This is a genomic window from Limnothrix redekei LRLZ20PSL1, from assembly GCF_043235035.1.
In the GTDB taxonomy this organism is placed as follows: Bacteria; Cyanobacteriota; Cyanobacteriia; order CACIAM-69d; family CACIAM-69d; genus CACIAM-69d.
This window is the reverse complement of the sequence record NZ_JAZAQF010000088.1, coordinates 158,987-178,346: the sequence shown is the minus strand read 5'-3', so window position 1 is coordinate 178,346 and position 19,360 is coordinate 158,987. Positions and strand designations below refer to the sequence as shown.

Here is a 19,360-nt window from a genome sequence, read left to right as displayed (position 1 = left end):
AGCTGCGGGCGGCTGAAGACCCCGAATTCGAAACGTTCTACACGAAGAACATCCTGTTGAACGAAGGCATCCGAGCTTGGATGGCTCCGCAAGACCAACCCCACGAAAACTTCATCTTCCCCGAAGAAGTGCTGCCTCGCGGTAACGCACTGTAAGGGTTGAGCGAAATCTGAATCCAAGCGATCGCACGTTTCTTCATCAAACCGTTGCGATCGCATATTGCTCAAATTAACCAGAGACAGATCATGAACGGAGGGTGCGATCGACGCGATCGCGCCCTTTTTTTGGTCTTCTGCGGGACTTGTGGGAACTGTGATCGGCCCGATCGGAGGCGGTAGGGCGATCGGAAGTTGGGGTTTTTGGCCATTCCCAGAAAGCTGTGTTAGTTTATTCATAGTCATAATGATTATGACTTAGAGAGAAGTTCACGCAGCCGCCACCTAGCCAGCCTTCAGTACTGGAGCTGACTGGGATGGTGCAACCACAACTAACCCCACCCGTTTTCTTGCGTCTTATGGATCTTTCAAACTCCAACACCGCCAAAAACTTGGCCGATGCCTTCGCTGGCGAATCGATGGCGAATCGGAAATATCTGTTCTTCTCGGAAGTGGTGAAAAAGCTAGGACTGGGCGACTTGGCCAAGCTGTTCCGGGAAACGGCCAACCAAGAGACGGAACACGCGTTTGCCCACTTTCGGCTGATGCATCCGGAGTTGGTGGTGGACGATCCGGCCAGCCTCAGCGACGAACAAAAGAAGGCGATCGCGGCCCGCTGTTTGGAATTGGCGATCGAGGGTGAAACCTACGAGTACCAGACCATGTACCCCAACTTTGCCGCCGAGGCCCGCGCCGATCGGGATGGGGAAGCAGAACGGGAATTCCAAGAACAGGCCGATGAGTCGCGGGAACATGCGGGAATTTTCCGCACGGCCGCCCGCAATTTTGGACTGCTAACCGCGATCGAACATCACCACGCCGACCAATACAGCGAAGCCCTGCGCGGTTTGGAGGGTGTGGCTCCGGCAAACAAGGCCGCGGGCAGCAAGTGGATTTGTCGCCAGTGCTCCATGATCTATGACCCCGCCGAGGGCGATCCTGACTCGGGCATTGCTCCGGGAACTCCCTTTGAAGCCATTCCTGATGATTGGGAATGCCCAATTTGCGGCGCGAAAAAGGCCCTGTTCGTACCCTACCAAGAGTCGATCGCTGCCTAGTTGCACAATAGGCTTCATTCATTGAGTCAAGGTTGCAAAATCAGTCGAAATAACAGGGGGCGTAAGCCCCTTGTTGCTTAACCATTTGTGACAATAACAGTCATTTAAATTGGCCTATGAAAAATAAGCTTTCTGCGCCACCATAGCTTTTATTTTGCCTAGCACAGAAGCCTGTAGGGTGAGTAACGGTAACCCTATTTACTGTCTCATTTTACTTGCGATATAACGAACCAAATAACGCACAATCGATTCAGTTAAAAACTACATCAAGTATCCAGTATCCAGTATTAAATGACAAATTCAGTTGAACCATTCTATTAAACTGTCTGGATCAACTATTTTGGCAATTTTGGAAGTCTTTGCTCTGAAAACTTTTACAAATAATTTTGGAAATGATTTCATAACACAGTCTTTACCTATAACAATTGGTACGCCATATTGCAGATGCGAGAGAACAATTATGAGGTTGGCAGTTCTCACTTCATGAATGACTGTACTTGGTAACCGAGGTAAAGGCTGTATTTATCAAGTCTTGGTATTGTAATTTATTAAAATCAATCAAAAATTAATTGAGGCTTGATCAGATTTTGACTTTTGTAAAACTCCAACTTGCCAACTACTAAAAATAAGCACCAACAAAACTGTAAATAAGCCCACCAAGAACAATCGAAGTGATTGCAAAATAAAGCCAATCTTGACGACGGAAAAACGTAAGCCAAGACAAAGCGACACGAATAATGGGTGTTATAACCAACAGCATAATTCCCACTTGAATCCATCCGCGGCCATGGCCCGAAAAGGCAGATTTTGCAGCCCCCCAGGGCGAGCAAAGTTCTCGAGGTTCCCCCACAAAAACCCGAAAGCTGGCTGGCTCCCCTCCATGGCGAAAGATGTAGATGCAGCCGCCAGCAAAGACGATCAAACTAGCGATAATCATGCCCCACCGCAACACATGGCTAACGGCTAATTCAAGGCTATGGTCGGTGCTTTTTCGAGTTTCTAAATCAACTGGAGATGGTTCCAAAGAAGTAATTGAATGCTTGGCTGAAGTTAGGGCGATCGCCTGATCGGAAGACTTACCCTTCATTATTGATGCAATCTCCATCGTAACTTGAGTTGCTGTGAATGATGAGCGCCGAAATTGCGCTTGGTCTCAATTGTGAAATTGAGCTAAAAGTGCATAATTTTTGGTCGTTAACCCGTTATAAATAATCCGTTATAAATCATTTTGATTGCTAAGAGCACCAACACAATTGAAAAGAGCCACCGCAACCATTCTGGCTTGGCTCCAATGAGAACTCTTGCACCGGCCGTGGCTCCCATCAAAACGCCTAGCATGACGGGCATTGAGAGACCGGGATCCACATAACCTCGAGATAAGTAAACGCCAGCCGACATGGCAGCAGTGACCCCGATGGTGAAATTGCTGGTGGTGGTGGAAACCTTAAACGGTAAGCCCATGACACGATCCATAGCCAAGACCTTCAAGGAGCCGGAACCGATGCCGAGTAATCCTGAAAGCAGCCCGGCCACGGCCATTAAGCTAAAGCCGGTGGGAACCGAATGAACACTATAGGCGATCGTTCCTTCTCCGTTAGGGGTGGGGTAGCAGTTATCGAGTTTCAATCGTTCAGCCAAGGAACCTGGCTCGGTTAATTCGACTTCCTTGGGGGTAGATTGTTGAGCAAAAAAAGCGGAATAAAGCAGGACGATTCCTAATACAACGGTCAGGGCTTTGACGGGAACAACGGTGGCTAAGGTGGCTCCTACAAAAGATCCAAGGGTCGTTGCCACTTCTAAAAACATGCCGAGACGTAAGTTGGCAAATCCCGATCGAATGTAAGTCGCTGCGGAACCGGCGGAGGTGGCAATGACAGAAATTAGAGAGGCCCCGATCGCGTAGCGAATATCCACTCCGAAAACTGAGGTGAGCAGAGGCACAATCACCACGCCGCCGCCAAGACCGGTCAAGGCTCCTAAGAATCCGGCCGCGAATGAGCCGATCCAAACTAAGAATGAAAACTCAAAAATATTCACCCCGTTCCATCCTGATCGCTAGTAATTTAGGAGAATTCGCTTCATTGGCCAAGATCTAAAAATTAAGAAAATATGAAAGAAAGTAGAGATTTAAGAATTTCACTTTTCCAAAAAATTCCTATCCCCAAAATAATAAAAATCCAGGGAGCAAATTGGCAACTAAGCCAACTGACCCGCTGAGTGATCATGCGGTGACGACTGAATCGGCGGGTTACCCAACAGAGCAATCCTACGCCTACAAAGAAAATCGATAAAATAATGCTGAGTTCCAGCCAATTACAAGAAGCAAAAAGAGGAATATAAATTCCAATGTTGTCAGCGCCGCAGGCAACAGTAATCATGGCTACTTGGAGCACCTGGGGCGATAGCCAAGGCAACCAGCAGTGTAGTTTTTTGAATGGCTTTTGAGAGGTGAAATTGGGCGATCGCTCGACTAACTGCTGATGTTCAAATGCAAGAGAATCTATTTGAGAAGCAGGAGATTCTGATATCTGAAGTTGAGAGGAGCGCAGTTGTAAAATACCGATCGTGATCGGAAAAAAGCCTAGTAATCCAACTACCCAAGAAGGCAGCAGGAACCCTCCTAAAAACCCTACTAAACTAGCCAGAATAATGATCCCAAATCCAAGATAGCGTCCAATGAGGATTTGTCGATCGCGCAAGCGATGATCTGTGCGACTAAACAGCACCATCAATACCACTACATCATCGATGTTTGTGGCAATAAAAGAACTGGTTCCCGCTATCAATGCGCCAACTACCAATTCGAGAAGGGATTGCTGATCCAGCATGGCACTTAACTATGGTGTTTGGAGGTAATTTACAAGAAAAATCAATAAAACTGGCAATCATTAATCAGCAATGCATAAATAAATGATCAAATTTAGCTTTCTTTCGCTCTCTTTGGGAGAAGGGGCTGAAGGCTTCTTGCTAATTCGTGCAAGAGGTCTAAATACCTGCTGTATGTCACCTGCGATATGATGTGCCCAGCGTTTCAGGTCAAGATTATATTTTTAGGATGAAGATTTTCCAATTCAAAATTTTCTAATCAAAAATCTTCAGTAACTGGTTGATGCATTTTTAATTCAGATTTTGGTTTGAAAAATAATTTTGATAATTCCTATGCTTCGGAACAATAGTCCGTTGAAGGCTAAATGCCATGGCTTTTGCCAATGACCCAATGGCGACGAAAAAAACGTGCCAAGCTCGATTCATCAAGGGGCAAATAAATCGGTCGCCCATGGGGACAGGTGCGAGGATTGTGGGTGCGTTGCCATCGATCGAGCAAATCTTGCATTTCCACAAGTGTCAGGGGCGTGCCGTTGCGAATGGCGGTGCGGCAGGCGACGGCCACTTGGGCCGCTTCCAGGTTGTTGCTGTGGGCCAGCTCCCCCAAGGCGGCGGCCAAGTCAGGGCGATCGAGCAAGGGATCCGGGGCGCTGCGCACAATCCAGCAGCGATCGCCGAAGGGTTCAATTTCAATGCCTAGGCTCACTAGTCCCTCCCGTTCTGCCTCGCTCAGCTCATTCAGGACGATCGGTTGTTTTAGGGCAGAAATTTGCCAACGATCGCGCAAATACTCAAACAAAACCCGCTCATGGGCAATGTGCTGCTCCACCAGCCATAGACCGCCGGGATGCTCCGCCACAATGTAGGTGTTGTGAACTTGAGCGATCGCCCGCAGTTGTCCCCCCAAGGGATCGTCAAGTGGTTCGGGCGATCGGGGCTGCCCCAGGGCTTGGGGATCATCCGGAGAGGCGTTGGGATCGGCGGCGGTGCGCACACGATAGGTCGATCGCCCTTCGGCGGCCCGAATGAGCTTGGCTGTTCGCCCGATCGCGTAGGTGTTTGTTTGGGGTTCGTCGATCACCTCGCGAAAGGAGAGGGCCTGTTGGAGAGCCGCCTGCACTTGGGCTTGCCAATGGTCGATCGACTGGAGGTAAAGCTTGTGTTTGTCGGGGGTGCGGTTCCAGTCAATGCACTGGGGTGGCAACCGGAGATGCACCAAGACGATCGGGTGGCGGCCGCGCGGCAGGGTGCGCCCCAAGGTCGCAAAAATCGTGCTTTCCAGTTCCGGTACTTCCGCCATTCGCCCGTTCACGGCAATCCGCACCCAATCAGGACGGGCCCGATGGATGCGATCGGGTAGACCCAAGGTGACGGTGATTTGGGCGGCTCCTTCCTGGTCGCTGGGCAAGGTGGCTATCCACTGCACTTCCCGCAAATCCCCTGATCGCACCGGTTTCAAGATTTGGGGCAACAGGTGACGGGCAGAATCTCCCGGCGACAGGGCAAACCAGAGCCGATCGTTGCGATAGACCGTCCAGGCCACGGCGGGATGGCAAAGGGCCGCTTGCTGAATCACCTGCTGGATCGATCGCAACTGTTGAGCCAAAGACGGCAAACTATCCCGCCGTGACGGCCAAGCCTCAAACAAATCCTCCACCAAGACAATGGTTCCCGGCGCGATTGGAGCCGCTTCACAGCTCACAGCCTGGCCCGTGGCATCATAAACCGCTTGCCAACCCTCCCCGCCAACCGGCCGGCTGCTGAGGCTCAGGCGGCTCAGTTGGGCCAAGCTGTGCAATGCTTCTCCCCGAAATCCCAGGCTACGGATGTTGAACAAATCGGGGCGATCGTGAATTTTGCTCGTGCTGTGGGGAGCGGCCGCCCGCAACAAATCCGCTCGGCTCATGCCGCAGCCGTTGTCTGTGAGCCGAATTTGGCCCCGATCGAGCCAAAGGGACAGGGCCAGCCGCGTGGCTCCCGCATCGATCGCGTTGTCCACCAACTCGCGCACCACCGCCGCCGGAGAGTCAATCACCTCCCCCGCCGCAATTAAATTCACCACCTCGATCGGCAGCGGTTGAATGGATCTCATTCTTTCCTCAGTTGCCAGACGACGGTGATGGCTCCTCCCGGAATCGAGAGATTGTGAAAAATTGGCTGAAAGCTAAAGCACTAGTGGTCGTGGGGGCAAGGAGCTTAGGGCCTGTCGTCAAATCGCCTGAAACCCCGATTCTGCCGTTAGCGGATCGTGGGGAGCAAGGGGCTTAAGCCCCTTGTCTTCGTCGGTTGGTGAGACCCGCAAGCTAGCCGTTTTGGCTTTTCAAACATCCCCTAAGAAGGCTTTTTCTCGCTTTGGAAACGGAGCCATTCAGCCGCAAAGGCGATCGCCCCGGAACCCAACAGCAACAGCACACTCAAGGCATTCACATCCGGCTTAACCCCCGTGCGAATCCGGCTGAAAATTTCCATTGGGAGTGTTGTTGCACCGCCACCGGCCGTGAAACTAGCAATCAAAAAGTCGTCCAAACTGAGCACAAAGGCCAACAAACAGCCCGACATAATTCCCGGCACCAGTTGCGGTAACAGCACCTGAAAGAAGGATTGAACCGGCGTTGCGCCCAAATCTTGGGCCGCTTCTTCCAAATAGGGATTGAGATCCGCCAAGCGAGTGGAAACCGCCAGGGCAATATAGGCCAAGCAGAAGACGATATGAGCCGCCACGATCGTCCAAAAGCTGAGGGGAATCGTCAGCGCCGCCAAGAACACCAACGTGGCCACCGCGATCGCAATATCCGGCACGATCAAGGGCAAATAGGACATGCCTAGATATAACCCCTTGCCCCAAAATCGATAGCGGGCCAGGCCAACGGCCATCGTGGTTCCCAACACCGCCGACACCAAAACAGCCCCCAAACCCACCGCAAGACTGGTTTGCAAGGCTCCCAAAATTCGCCCATCCCGCAGCAGCTTGGCATACCACTCCAGGGTGAACCCTGTCCAACCGGCGCTGTAGGGCGACTGATTGAAGCTATAGACCGTCAGTACCAGAATCGGCAGGTACATCAGGAAGAACATGACCGAGGTAAATGCGCCCTGCCAGGTCAGGCGAGGCTTACGCGATCGAGCCATAGCGTCTGCGAGGGCCTCCTGGGAATCCGTTGAAGCAGGATCGAGATCGAGCATGGGGCGATCGGGAAGAGCAATCAAAGGGAATCGAGCAAAGACAAACGAACCACTGCACCATCATGCATCCCCAAACACCCTAGGCAGCGGGGCGGCCATCACCGTAGCGAATGAGCAACGCAATCCCCAAGCTGACAGCCAGGATCATCAGCATACTCAAAGCCGAACCAAAGCCCCAATTTTGGGTCGCACCCAGAAACTGGTTATAGATTAGCCGGGAAGCCGTCATGCTGGAGGCCCCGCCGAGCAATTCCGGGTTCACAAAGTCGCCCAAACTAGTGATCAGCACCAGCAGCGAACCGGCGGCAATGCCCTGCAAACTTTGGGGAACGGTCACTTTCCAGAAGGCCTCGATCGGGGTGGCCCCCAAATCTGCCGCCGCTTCCAACAATCGGCGATCGAGCTTTTCCAGAGAGGAGTACAGAATCAGCACCATATAGGGCAAAAAGCTGTAGGCCATCCCCAAGAGCACGGCGGGCGTTTGGTTCAAAATATCCAGACCCGGCAGCCCCACCAACCCCAACAGGGAGTTCAAAACGCCCGTGGGTCGCAAAATCGTAATCCAAGCGTAGGAACGCAGCAGCGAAGAAGTCCACAGGGGCAGCGTAAAGGCCACCAACAGCAGGTTTTGCCACCGCTTGGGCGACATCAGCGCCAACCAGTAGGCCACCGGAAACCCCAGCAGCAAACAAACCACCGTTGTCCCGATCGCATAAAACAGGGTGCGCCCAATTACTTGGAGATAGATGGGCTGAAACACCGTCAGGTAGTTGTCAATCCCTGAGGGGTTCACCAAATCGCCGGGCTTGATGCCGGGAACCAGGCTGAGTTCAAAAATCACCAGCACCGGCAAAACCAACAGCAGCAACAGCCACAGGCCCGGCGGCCCCAACAGCGCCCAGGGGCCAACCCAACGGCGGGGTTTGGGTGCGGGAGCCTCAACGATCGGGTTGGCGGGGCTAGCGGGGGTCATAGGGCTTGTTAGGACTAATCAGCAAAGACAGTTCAAGGGGTTGGGCAGTTGGCGTGAACAGCTTCAATTAACATTCAAGTAACAGTCATTAAGGCTTGCTCGGCCCTAGCCGCTGGTTAGCTGAGTCCAGTAGCGATCGTAAAGGGAGGTGGCCGCGCCCACGGGAGCAATGCCCTCGCAGCGATCGAGCACCGATTGAGACGGGAACAGGCTGGGATTTTGCACCAAATCCGGTGGCAACTGTTCGATCGCCCGGCGGCTGGCGGTAGCAAACTTCAGGCGTTGGGTCATGCCTGCGGCCACCTCCGGCTGTAGCGTGAAATTCATCCAAGCATAGGCCGCTTCCACATTGGGCGCACTGATCGGGATCGCCATCGTGTCTGTCCAGAGGGAAGAGCCGCTGGCGGGAATCACATAGCCCAACTGGTCGTTTTCCTCGATCGCCTCGATCGCGTCGGAGGAAAAGCCCATGGCGATCGTTAAGTCCCCCGCCAAAATCCGGTCTTTCCAACCATCCGTGGTGAATTGGGCGATCGCCGGTCGCAGTTCCCGCAATGCTTCGTAGGCCTGGCGAATTTGATCGGGATCCTGAGAATTGTAGGAATGGCCCAATCGGCGCAAGGCCAAGCCCATGGTTTCCCGCTGATCATTGAACAGCGTCACCTGGCGCTGGAGGCGGGCCCGGTTAGCCCACAAAAATTCCCAATCCGTTGGCGGGCGATCGACCCGTTGCCGGTTGTAAATCAAGCCCGTTGTGCCCCAAGCGGCCGGGACGCTGTGGCCATTTTTGGGGTCATAGCTGGGATTTTGGTAGGTTTCCAACAAATCCTGCAACCCAAGCAGTCGATCGTGATCCAACTCCCGCAACAGATTGCGCTCTCGCATCTGCCGCACCATGTAATCGGAGGGATAGATGATGCTGTATTGACTGCCGCCGCCCGCTTGCAGCTTGGCCAACATCACCTCATTGGAATCAAAAATATCCACCACCACCGACAGGCCCGTTTCCTTTTGGAACCGAGCGATCAGTAGCTCATCGGTGTAGCCAGCCCAGGTGTAGATATAAAGCTTGGAAGGATCCCCGACTGCGCCCGGCGATGGCCGCACCTGGGCCAAACGCCAGCCACAGCCCGTCATGGCCAGGCCAGCGGCCGCCACCGAAGCGCGGCGCAAGAAGTCACGACGGGAGAGGGCACGACGAGAAGGGGCAACGGAAGCCATGAATGATCAAAGCAAGGTTGGGTAGAGCGCTGGCTGGGCCATGCTTTGGGAACCAGGACTGCGGGAGTGAGTCCCTGGGGAATGGTTGATTAGCCCCCCTTCGCCCTAGGCTGCTGGCATGGCCAGGGCATCGGCCGTTGACCAATAGGCGTAAATGGGGGTTTTGAGGGCGGGCAATTCGCCGCCGGTATTCACCTGCATGACCGTTAACCGATCGCCCGATCGCAGTTCTACCACGTAATGCACATGGGTTCCCAGGTACATCACGTTCTGCAACCAGCCCTCAAAGCAGTTCACCGCCAGATCGGGCGGGTAAAGACTAACTTGGATTTTTTCGGGGCGCACGCTCACGGCCGCCGCCTCGCCCGCGCTGCCCGCCCAATCTCCACTGGGGGCCGCCACCAACTTCAGGCCGCTGTCGGTCACGATCGCGCTGCCGGTGCGATCAAACTCCGCCACCCGGCCGCGAAACAGATTCGTATCCCCAATGAAATCCGCCACAAATGGCGTGCGCGGCGACTCATAAATCTCGCTGGGGCTGCCCACCTGTTCCACGCGCCCTTCATTCATCACCGCGATCCGATCGGACAGGCTGAGGGCTTCCTCTTGGTCATGGGTCACCATCACAAAGGTCAACCCCAGTTCCCGATGCAGCGTGGATAGTTCCATCTGCATTTCCTTGCGCAGTTTCAAGTCCAACGCGCCCAAGGGTTCATCCAACAGCAACACCGCCGGTCGGTTCACCAGGGCCCGAGCTAGGGCCACCCGTTGTTGCTGACCGCCTGATAGCTGGTTGGGATAGCGCCGGGCGAATTTCTCCATCTTCACCAGGGCCAAGGCCTCGTTCACCCGCTCCTCGGTTTCCGCCTTGCCACAGCGCTTGATCCGCAAACCAAAGGCCACATTGTCCCAAATGGTCATGTGCCCAAAGAGCGCATAGCTTTGAAATACGGTGTTTACGGGGCGCTGGTAAGGAGGCACATTCAGCATCGATTGCCCCCTGACCAGCACCTCGCCGGCCGAAGGTTGCTCAAAGCCAGCCACGAGGCGCAGGGTGGTGGTTTTGCCGCAACCGGAGGGACCCAAAATACTGAAAAACTCACCCCGCCCGATGTGGAGATCCACGCCGCGCACAGCGGTTTCGCCGTTATAGACTTTGAAGACTTTTCGTAACTCGACATCCAGTTGGGTATCGGTTTCGATCGCCTGGCTGGCTCGGATTGCGGTTTGGGACATGGCCGGTGATGCTGCCGGGGATTGAAAGACCATCGAGGCAATTGTTCCAGGGCGGTTGTTCCAGGGTGGTTGTTCCAGGGCGATTGTTCTGGGGCAGTTGTTCAAACCTGGCGGCTCATGGGCGATCGAACCTCAGCCTTGAGCTTCGTCACTGAACAACGGGAACTGAACAACGAGAACTGGACAACGGGAACTGGACAACGGGAACTGGACAACGGGAACTGGACAACGGGAATTGAACAAATCTTGCCCTATTCTATGCCGACTATTTCGGGTTTTGCGATGAACTCCATCGGCGGCGGTCTGCGGGAGCAGTCTGTGGCAAGCTGATTAAATCCCCTTGATTAGCCCTCATCGATTAGCCCTTTTCGCTGCGCCCGCGCTGGGCTGTTATCGTTCCATGGTCGCATCGCCTCCTCCCAACTCGCCCAAATTGGATCAGCAGCCGGAACGGACGATCGGGCGGCGCTATCAGCCGTTGGGGTGTTTGATCGTGGCCGTGGTGCTGTTAGGGGGCATCGGCAGCCGGTTGGCCTTTCTGCAACTCGTTGAAGGACAGCGCTATCGACAATTGGCGGCGGCCAGCCGAATTCGGCTGATGCCAACCCTGCCAACCCGGGCTGCCCTGCTGGATCGATCGGGGCGGGTGTTGGTGGATAATCGCCCCTCAATTTCGGCCATGGCTTGGCCCGTGGCCCAATCGCCGCAAGAGTGGCGGGCCATTTTGCCGGAGTTAGCCCGAGTGTTGGGGCGGCCGGAGTCGGAACTGTTGGCACGACTGGAGCAGGCAGGCTGGCGATCGCCCGTATTGGTGCGCTTGGCCCGGGGCTTGCCCCCCTCGCAAATGACCACGGTGGCGGAGTTGGCCACCCAAGTGCGCGGCCTGGCGATTCAGCCCGAGGCGGAGCGCGACTATCCCCACGGACAGCTCGCCCAGACCATTTTGGGCAAGGTAGGGGAGGTGAATGCAGCGGAGGTTGATCGCCTGGAGCCGCTGCAAGATTACCGATCGGGCGATCTGATTGGGCGATCGGGCTTGGAAGCGGCCTTGGAGGCTCAACTGCGGGGCCAGTCCGGGGGCGAGCAAGTGGAACTCGATCGCAACGGTCTGCCCGTGCGCGTGCTGGCCCGCAAACCCACAGAACCGCCCACGCCGGTTCGTCTGACCTTAGATTTACCGCTGCAACAAACCCTGGAAAGGCTGATTAACGGAGTCAGCGGGGCCGCAGTCGCCCTGGATCCGGACAATGGCGCGGTGTTGGCCATGGCCGGGCAATGGCCCAACCCGGGCCAAGGGGGTAACCGGGCCCTGAAAGCCATTCGCCCGGGCGCGTTGTTCAAATGGATTACGGCCGTGGCGGCGCTGGAGTCGGGGCAAATGGCCCTTCATCAACGGTGGCGGATCGATCGCCGCAGTCGTCCCGGCGGATTGCCCTGGGCGGAATTTACCAAGGTCATCTGGCCGAGCATTGTCACCCTCAACTTTCGAGAGGCTTTGGGCAAGTTAGACACCCAAGACAGTGATGCATTTTTCGAGCAGGTGGCGCTCCGGCTGGATAGCACCAACACGATCGCCTGGGCCCGCCGGTTTGGGTTTGGCCAGCGATCGGGCATTGAACTGGCCGAGGATGAGGATCCGGGCCCCAGCTTGGAAGCCCTTTGGAAACGGGAATCGGTGCAAGCCCGCTGGTACCTGGGTGAAGGGGTGAATCTGGCCTTGGGCCGGGGCGAAATGGCCGCTTCACCCCTGCAAATTGCTGTGATGGCCGCCGTGGCGGTGAATGGTGGCTATCGGGTGCAACCCCATTTGGTCAAGGATCGATCGGCCCAGGTCAGCCGAGAGTTTTTGGGACTACAGCCCAGCACCTTGGAACTGTTGCGATCGACCCTGCAAGTGCGCACCAGCCGCCTCCCCGCCCCCGACGCGAGCCAGCCTCCCGATCGCCCGCCCCAACCCAACGCTTCGATCGACTGGTTGGCCACCCACAGCCTGGTGCGGCAAAGTAACCAACCGATCGGCGCTTGGGCCGTGACAGCGGGCCCCGCCAACGATCCCAAAATTGTCGTGGTTGCCTTTGTGGAGCAATCGAGCGATCGCCCCTTGGCTCCCGCCGATTCCGCCGCAGCTCCATCCAACGGTGCGGCGAGCCAAGAACCCAGTGCCCCCGCTGCCCAAGCCGCCGAACAAATTGCCGGGGCAACGGTGGTTAACTATGTGCAATCGCTCGATCGCTGGCTTCCCTAGGGCGGACAGCTAATGCTCATCAGGTCTTCGCGGATCCAGGCCCGGCGATGAGGCGGCACGATCTCGCCCTGACCCGATCGGGACTTGGTGACCATGTGCCACTGATTGCCCTGGCCATCGGTGCGGGTCAGGGGATTGGGTTCCCACCGCTCATTTGCGTCGTTGAGCAAAATCACCGTACTGCTCGGATTGACCCGATCCACGATCGGGAATTGAGTGCCCGGGCCCGATCGCAAATTCACCGCTGAATTACCGCGAATCGTGCCGAAACAATTGGCTCCAAGGGATTGCCCTGAACTAGACGGGGCGATCGCAAGACTCAAAATTGTGGCAATGCCCATTGCTATTGGCAGAAGAAGACGTGATTGAACAAGAAGTTTCATAACCTGATTTTGGGTGGAATCTTGAATTTCTGAGGCTTCTAAAGGCTTAATCTAAGGAATCAGGCTCTGAAGAACCAGCAAAAAGCACAACGGAATTGGGCTAATTTTGGAACCTTGAATTCACCCCATAACCAACCATAATTTGAGATCTAGAATCTGAAATCTAGAATCTGAAATCTGGAATCTGAGATTAATTCTGAGATTAATGGTGACTGATCGGGAAAAAGTATCGCGTTTCTCCCTGCTGTCCAATCTGGTATTCTGCCCCAAATTCAATCGACATGCGATCGAGATAGGCGCGGGCTCGATCGGCCTCCAAACCCGATCGCATGGCAAATTCAAATAGGGTGACCTGGCCTTGTCCTTCAGCCAACAATTCCATCAGGCATTGGCGTAGCTGTTCCTGTTGTTGGCGCTCTTGATTTTTCTGTTGTGTTTGATGTTGTTTTTTAAGATCCCAAAGCAGCCAACCACCACCCGTCACAAAGGGCGCACCAAAAACAACACATCCCAAAATAGCGCTTTGGTTTTCGCGCTCCCGATCGGCAACAGTTTGCCCCGGTTCCAAGGGCGACAACGGAACCAAAAGAGCGACCAGCCAAAAGAAGCCGCCCAGGGTGAGAAAGCTGCCTGCCAGAATTTTCTTAATGATTTTCATGGGAACTTTTGCAAGATGCGATCGCGGAGGGGCTGGCCTGCTGGCAAAGGCAAATCACGACGGCTAAAAGGCCTCGCCCAAGGGGCTACCGCTGAATTTCGGCTGTTGAGTGATGGGCCGTTGAGTCAGGGGCTGCTTGAGCCTCCACACCTTGTTAGCAAATTTTATTGGCAGATTTCATCGGCAAATTTGGCGATAGACTTGGTAGCAAATTTTGGCGGGCAGTTCTAGCCACTTTAGCCACCAACTTGAGTTGCTGATCAGGCTCTGGGTTCGTTCAATCAAAAAATAAAAAACGGGATAAGCCATGCCTATCCCGTCAAATTGGGTTCTTGGGGATGGGCGAATCCAGCTTGTTTCCCGATCGCCCTGTTGAATCCAATCGATTAATCAAATCAACTAATCAAATTGACGCAATTCGCGCAATCACCATAGCCAGCCCGATCGCCCTAGGCCGCTTGCAAGGTGGCGATCGCTTGGGTGATGGCGGCCAGCGCTTCGTCAATTTCGGCAGCAGTGACGATCAGGGGCGGCACAAATCGCACCACCTGCGGCCCGGCCGGCACCAGCAGCAGGCCGGCGGCCATGGCGGTTTTGACCAGATCGATCGAGCTGAGGCCCGCATCTTCCTTCAGCACCAGGCCGTTAATTAGACCCCAACCGCGCACTTCCGCAATCAAGTTGGGATATTGAACCGCCAGGGCCTTCAGACCCGTCCGCAATTGCTCGCCCCGATCGCGCACATTGTCCAAAAAGCCCGGCGCGCCCACCGTTTGGCAAACAGCCATCGCCACCCCACAGGCAAAGGGATTGCCGCCGTAGGTGCTGGCGTGGTCACCCGGCTCAAACACATTGCACTTGGCCTTGCACAGCAGGGCCCCGATCGGGATGCCGCCGCCCAAGCCCTTGGCGGAAGTGAAAATATCCGGCTCAATGCCCAGGTTTTCGTAGCCCCAAAGCTGCCCCGTGCGGCCAACGCCCACTTGCACTTCATCAAGAATCAACAAAATGCCCCGATCGTCGCAAATTTCCCGAACCCGTTGGAAATAAGCCCGATCGCCCGGGCGCACGCCCCCTTCTCCCTGGAGCGCTTCCAGCATGATGGCAGCGACGCGGGGGCCGTTGGTTTCCAAGCGGGCGATCGTCGCTTCCAGGGCCGCAGTGTCGTTGTAGGGAATATATCCAAACCCCGGAACCAGAGGGCTGAAGTTCTTTTGATATTTGGGCTGGCCGGTGGCGGTGATGGTGGCCAGGGTGCGCCCGTGGAAACTGGCGTGGGCCGTGAGGATCACCGGTTCATCAATGCCCAACACCGTGTGGGCATATTTACGGGCCAGTTTGATTGCGCCCTCGTTGGCTTCGGCTCCGGAGTTACAGAAAAACGCCCGATCGGCGCAGGAATGTTCCACCAGCCAGGCCGCCAACGCCCCTTGTTCAGGGATGTAGTAAAGATTGGAAACGTGGTGCAGTTTTTGAATCTGCTGGCTCACGGCGCTGGTCATCACCGGGTGGGCATGGCCCAGGGTGCAGGTGGCAATGCCCGCCACAAAGTCCAAATAGCTGCGGCCCTCGGTGTCCCAAACGCGGCTACCTTCGCCACGCTCCAGGGCGATCGCAAAGCGGCCGTAGGTTTTCATGACGGCTGCGTCAAAGGCCTCGGTGGAAAAGGCAACTGGGGCGATCGAGGCGGGATCAGCGAGGGCTTGGGGACTCACGATGGTTGCTCCTAAACAATGGCTTTAACGGCAAATCCGATGAAGGGAACGGTAGGGATCGCCGTTAAAGGTTGGGTTGATTGTAGAGGAGGAAACCAAGGGCTTGCTAGATCTGATTTGGATCCCGAGGGTCGATCGGTCTGGAAATCTTGACTTGGGCCCGGCAACGGTTGACTAGGCGCGATCGACCCGCGATCGGCGAATTCCCACCCGGGCGGATAATGGAACTCCGTTGGTTGCCTTGGCCTCAGCCCGGTGGCTGCCAATGTTGCACCTTGCCAATGCTTGCCTCGCTGATGTTTGCCTCGCCGATGTTTGCTATGACCGCCGCTGCCATGAGTTCCGCGAGTTCTTCCCCTGAGCCTAGTCCCGTTGAGTCTGACCCTGTGGAGTCTGACCCTGTGGGGTCTGATCCTGTGGGGTCTGATCCTGCGGAGTCCGACCCTGATGAATCAATGAGCGGGAGCCGATCGGGGGCGGAGGTGCTTCCCGCTGGGCCGATCGACTGGGGCCACTTGTCCGTGCTCCGAGATGAATGTGTCGCGGGTTTGCAACCCCGATCGGGCGGGTGCTATCTGGATGCCACGCTGGGTGCTGGGGGCCACACAGCGGCCCTGCTGGCGGCCGATCCAGAGGTGCGGGTGGTGGGCCTTGACTGTGACGATCGCGCCTTGGCGATCGCGCAGGAACGGTTGGCCCCCTGGGGCGCTCGCGTCACCTTCGTGCGCAGCAACTTTGCGCAGTTCAACCCCGGCGATCAGCAATTTGACGGCATTTTGGCAGACTTGGGCGTTAGCTCCATGCAGTTTGACCAGCCCGATCGGGGTTTCAGCTTTCGCCACGACGGCCCCTTGGACATGCGCATGGACGATCGGCTCACGGAATCCGCCGCCGACGTGGTGAACCATTGGCAAGAAGTGCCCCTGGCCAACGCGATCTATACCTATGGTGAAGAACGATTATCTCGGCGGATTGCTCGGGCGATCGTGGAGCAACGGCAAACGCAGCCTTTCCAAACCACCCTCGAGCTGGCCAACGCGATCGCCCGCTGTGTGCCCGGTAAATATCGCCATGGGCGCATCCATCCCGCCACCCGCACCTTTCAGGCCCTGCGGATTGTGGTGAACCAAGAATTGGCGGTTTTGGAAACCCTGCTCGATCGGGCCCCCAATTGGCTCGCCCCCCAAGGCCGCCTCGCCGTCATCAGCTTCCACAGCCTTGAGGATCGAATTGTGAAGCACCGACTGCGAGAATCAACCCAACTCAAAGTCATCACCAAAAAGCCCATTTGTCCCAGCGACACTGAAATGGGTCAAAATTCCCGATCTCGATCCGCAAAATTGCGAATTGCAGAAAAAATCTAGCCGAATCAATGCCAATGAGTTTCTTTTGAACTTTTCCTGTATTTTTCTTTTATTTTTCTTTGGGGGCTGCTGAAACTTCTCGGCTACTGAAGGATTGATGAGCGGGATGATTCAAAACTCAGTGATTCCCTCCGTCCCAATGATTCCTCAAGCCAAAACTGAGTAAAAACTAGTCAGTTGCTCGGCCAGTCGCTTAGCCAGCGGATCTAGTCATTGGTTCGTCAACGGCCAGGGCATGGGCTGAATCAGTTGGTTTGTGTCTAGGATTTCACGCCCAGTGTTTCAGCACATCGGGTAGGCTAGGGTAGAACGTGGGAATTCCCCCCTTATCCCGAGTGAGCCTTGGCCCACTTGTATCGATCGCTACACCAGCCCCGAGGATTAATTCTCTTCCCAGCTTGGAAGGGGCCCGTTCCTCACTCAGGGATGGTGCGATCAACCGGATCATGGTCGCCAGAATTGAAAAGGCTAAGTAATAAAAACTAGCCTCCTTTCTAGCCCCCTTTGTCGATCGGGTAACCTTGTTTGCAACAACCTAACCCGATGCCCATCCCCATCCCTGGGGTCACCCCCACGACCCCAGCCAACCCTGTCCAGCAGTGCAAGTGGAGCACGCGATGAGCTTAGTCGTCCAAACCACACCAAGAGCAGAAACAAAACTCAAATTGATGGTGGTTGATGACGAACCGGATAACCTCGATTTGTTGTATCGAACCTTCCGTCGCGACTTCGCGGTTTATAAGGCTGACAGTGGTTTCAATGCCTTGGAAGTGCTCGATCGCGACGGGGAAATGGCCGTGATCGTCTCAGACCAGCGGATGCCGGGCATGAACGGCACTGAGTTTTTGAGCAAAACCGTCGATCGATTCCCCGACACGATCCGCATTATTCTGACCGGCTACACCGACGTAGAAGACCTCGTAGGAGCCATCAACTCCGGTAAAGTTTTCCGATATCTTACAAAGCCTTGGAGTCCCGACGAACTCAAATCCGTCGTGAACCAAGCGGCCGAAACCTATCGTGTGGTTAAGCGCCGCACGAACGAGTTAAACCGGGCCCTGCGCCGCGAATCCCTGTTCAACGCCATGATGAGCGCAATTCGGGAATCCCTGAATTACGACAGCATGTTGCCCACCATTGCCCAGACCATCACCACCACCCTGAATGCCCATTGCGCCTTGTTGCAGCCCGTGGAAGGGGGACAAGCCAAAGGGGAACCCCTGCGCTACCCACTCGATCGGGATGACTGGAGCCTGACCCACGAAGACGGGAAATTGCGGGATCCGGTGCAGGCGGCCCTGGAACACTTGACCATTCAGCAAACCCAAGTCAACACCGATGGCAGCGACAGCCCAGGGGGATCCATCGATGAGTTGCTCATCCCTTTGGTCTATCAGCAAGAATGTTTGGCCCTGTTGTCCCTGGTGCGCCAAGGACAACCCGGCTGGCAAACCGATGAAGTGGCGTTGATTTCGGAGCTGACGGAACAGGCGGCCTTGGCCCTTTCCCAAGCCCGTCTGTATCAGCGCACCGAAGCCCAAACCCAGCAGTTCCGCATGGAATTGGAAGTGGCGCGGCAGGTACAGGCGGACTTGTTGCGCCAACATTGGCCAGAAGTACCCGGGGTGCGTGTGCAAGCGGAATGTCAGCCCGCGCGCGAGGTGGGGGGCGACTTTTTTGAAGTCTTTATCCATCCTCAGGGGGATGTGTGGTTAGCGGTTGGGGATGTGTCCGGAAAGGGGGTTCCGGCGGCCCTATTTATGGCCAGTTCGATCTCTGTCTTGCGTCAAGAGCTGGCTCGGGCGGAGTCTCCGGAGCCAGATGAAGCGATTCGGCGGCTGAATCGGGCCCTGTTTGAAAATTTGTTTAATAGCAACCGATTCATTACGATTGCCCTAGCACGTTACACTCCCAGCACGAGACGCTTGAGCTATGCCAACGCGGGTCACGTCTACCCCGTGGTTTGGTCGCCCCAGATGGTTCAGGAAAAAGTCCTGGCCGGTGGCGATCTCAAGGAAATTGAGCCAACCTATCTCAAGGCTCGGGGAGTGCCGCTGGGTATCTTGCCGGAGTGGAAAGGTACGGGGGGGGAACAGACTCTAGAGCCAGGGGAGGCTCTGCTGATGGCCAGTGACGGAATTACGGAAGCAACAGTGGCGAACATACAACTCCTGGGAACAAGTGTGGTGAACGGTTCAATGTTGCAACAGGAGGGCCTGTGGGAACTGTTGAAGCAACAAGGAAGCCCGTTTGATCTCAAGCGCTTGTTGGCGACCTTGCAACAGGTTGCGCCCGACGAGCAAGAAGACGACCAGACCCTACTGCTGCTGGAGGTTCTGTAAA

At 55.5% G+C, this 19,360-nt stretch carries 16 protein-coding genes and 1 pseudogene; 6 read left to right on the top strand and 11 right to left on the bottom strand.

Annotation, left to right across the window (positions count from 1 at the left end; genetic code table 11):
• Both VPK24_RS17205 and VPK24_RS17200 read left to right on the top strand, forming a co-directional pair.
• A pseudogene (locus tag VPK24_RS17205) lies at positions 1 to 155 on the top strand (photosystem II protein D2); the annotation flags it as partial.
• A gap of 359 nt (positions 156 to 514) precedes the next feature.
• Complete coding sequence (locus tag VPK24_RS17200) at positions 515 to 1,213, top strand: rubrerythrin family protein (RefSeq protein WP_393015213.1); 699 nt, start codon at positions 515 to 517, stop codon at positions 1,211 to 1,213.
• A gap of 619 nt (positions 1,214 to 1,832) precedes the next feature.
• On the opposite strand, the gene VPK24_RS17195 is transcribed toward VPK24_RS17200, so the two are convergent.
• The 8 genes from VPK24_RS17195 to VPK24_RS17160 all read right to left on the bottom strand — a co-directional run bounded on the left by VPK24_RS17195 (position 1,833) and on the right by VPK24_RS17160 (position 10,652).
• Positions 1,833 to 2,318: a DUF1634 domain-containing protein gene (locus tag VPK24_RS17195; protein ID WP_393015211.1), complete on the bottom strand. Its 486-nt coding sequence runs from the start codon at positions 2,316 to 2,318 to the stop codon at positions 1,833 to 1,835.
• An 89-nt stretch (positions 2,319 to 2,407) separates the two neighbouring features.
• Positions 2,408 to 3,250, bottom strand: coding sequence for a sulfite exporter TauE/SafE family protein (locus tag VPK24_RS17190; protein ID WP_393015209.1), 843 nt, complete (start codon positions 3,248 to 3,250; stop codon positions 2,408 to 2,410).
• 62 nt (positions 3,251 to 3,312) lie between these two features.
• Entirely contained in the window at positions 3,313 to 4,041 is a 729-nt protein-coding gene (locus VPK24_RS17185; protein ID WP_393015207.1) for a cadmium resistance transporter, read from the bottom strand.
• 359 nt (positions 4,042 to 4,400) lie between these two features.
• A complete protein-coding gene (gene mutL / locus VPK24_RS17180) occupies positions 4,401 to 6,131 on the bottom strand; it encodes a DNA mismatch repair endonuclease MutL (protein ID WP_393015205.1) in 1,731 nt (576 codons plus the stop codon).
• 239 nt (positions 6,132 to 6,370) lie between these two features.
• Positions 6,371 to 7,168, bottom strand: coding sequence for an ABC transporter permease (locus VPK24_RS17175; RefSeq protein ID WP_234407040.1), 798 nt, complete (start codon positions 7,166 to 7,168; stop codon positions 6,371 to 6,373).
• A 133-nt stretch (positions 7,169 to 7,301) separates the two neighbouring features.
• Positions 7,302 to 8,195 carry an ABC transporter permease gene (locus VPK24_RS17170; protein ID WP_190530156.1) on the bottom strand — a complete coding sequence of 298 codons (894 nt, stop codon included), beginning with the start codon at positions 8,193 to 8,195 and terminating at the stop codon, positions 7,302 to 7,304.
• Positions 8,196 to 8,300: 105 nt separating this feature from the next.
• The gene (locus VPK24_RS17165) at positions 8,301 to 9,416 is read right to left on the bottom strand and encodes a polyamine ABC transporter substrate-binding protein (RefSeq protein ID WP_393015203.1); all 1,116 of its coding nucleotides are present in this window, start codon (positions 9,414 to 9,416) and stop codon (positions 8,301 to 8,303) included.
• A 105-nt stretch (positions 9,417 to 9,521) separates the two neighbouring features.
• The gene (locus VPK24_RS17160) at positions 9,522 to 10,652 is read right to left on the bottom strand and encodes an ABC transporter ATP-binding protein (protein WP_099534550.1); all 1,131 of its coding nucleotides are present in this window, start codon (positions 10,650 to 10,652) and stop codon (positions 9,522 to 9,524) included.
• A gap of 117 nt (positions 10,653 to 10,769) precedes the next feature.
• On the opposite strand from VPK24_RS17160, the gene VPK24_RS17155 reads away from it, so the two are divergent.
• Complete coding sequence (locus VPK24_RS17155) at positions 10,770 to 10,982, top strand: hypothetical protein (RefSeq protein WP_393015201.1); 213 nt, start codon at positions 10,770 to 10,772, stop codon at positions 10,980 to 10,982.
• A gap of 70 nt (positions 10,983 to 11,052) precedes the next feature.
• On the top strand, positions 11,053 to 12,897 hold the full coding sequence (locus VPK24_RS17150; protein ID WP_393015199.1) for a penicillin-binding transpeptidase domain-containing protein: 1,845 nt from the start codon (positions 11,053 to 11,055) through the stop codon (positions 12,895 to 12,897).
• On the opposite strand, the gene VPK24_RS17145 is transcribed toward VPK24_RS17150, so the two are convergent.
• From VPK24_RS17145 to VPK24_RS17135, 3 genes are all read right to left on the bottom strand, one after another.
• Entirely contained in the window at positions 12,894 to 13,238 is a 345-nt protein-coding gene (locus tag VPK24_RS17145) for a hypothetical protein (protein ID WP_393015197.1), read from the bottom strand. The two genes, VPK24_RS17150 and VPK24_RS17145, sit on opposite strands and share 4 nt — an antisense overlap.
• A 244-nt stretch (positions 13,239 to 13,482) precedes the next feature.
• The gene (locus tag VPK24_RS17140; RefSeq protein WP_393015195.1) at positions 13,483 to 13,938 is read right to left on the bottom strand and encodes a hypothetical protein; all 456 of its coding nucleotides are present in this window, start codon (positions 13,936 to 13,938) and stop codon (positions 13,483 to 13,485) included.
• 449 nt (positions 13,939 to 14,387) lie between these two features.
• Complete coding sequence (locus VPK24_RS17135) at positions 14,388 to 15,653, bottom strand: aspartate aminotransferase family protein (protein WP_393015193.1); 1,266 nt, start codon at positions 15,651 to 15,653, stop codon at positions 14,388 to 14,390.
• Positions 15,654 to 16,108: 455 nt separating this feature from the next.
• Between VPK24_RS17135 and rsmH the strand changes: the two genes are divergently transcribed.
• Both rsmH and VPK24_RS17125 read left to right on the top strand, forming a co-directional pair.
• Positions 16,109 to 17,017 carry a 16S rRNA (cytosine(1402)-N(4))-methyltransferase RsmH gene (gene rsmH, locus VPK24_RS17130; protein ID WP_393015223.1) on the top strand — a complete coding sequence of 303 codons (909 nt, stop codon included), beginning with the start codon at positions 16,109 to 16,111 and terminating at the stop codon, positions 17,015 to 17,017.
• 617 nt (positions 17,018 to 17,634) lie between these two features.
• On the top strand, positions 17,635 to 19,359 hold the full coding sequence (locus VPK24_RS17125; RefSeq protein WP_393015191.1) for a SpoIIE family protein phosphatase: 1,725 nt from the start codon (positions 17,635 to 17,637) through the stop codon (positions 19,357 to 19,359).
• Position 19,360 lies beyond the last annotated feature (1 nt).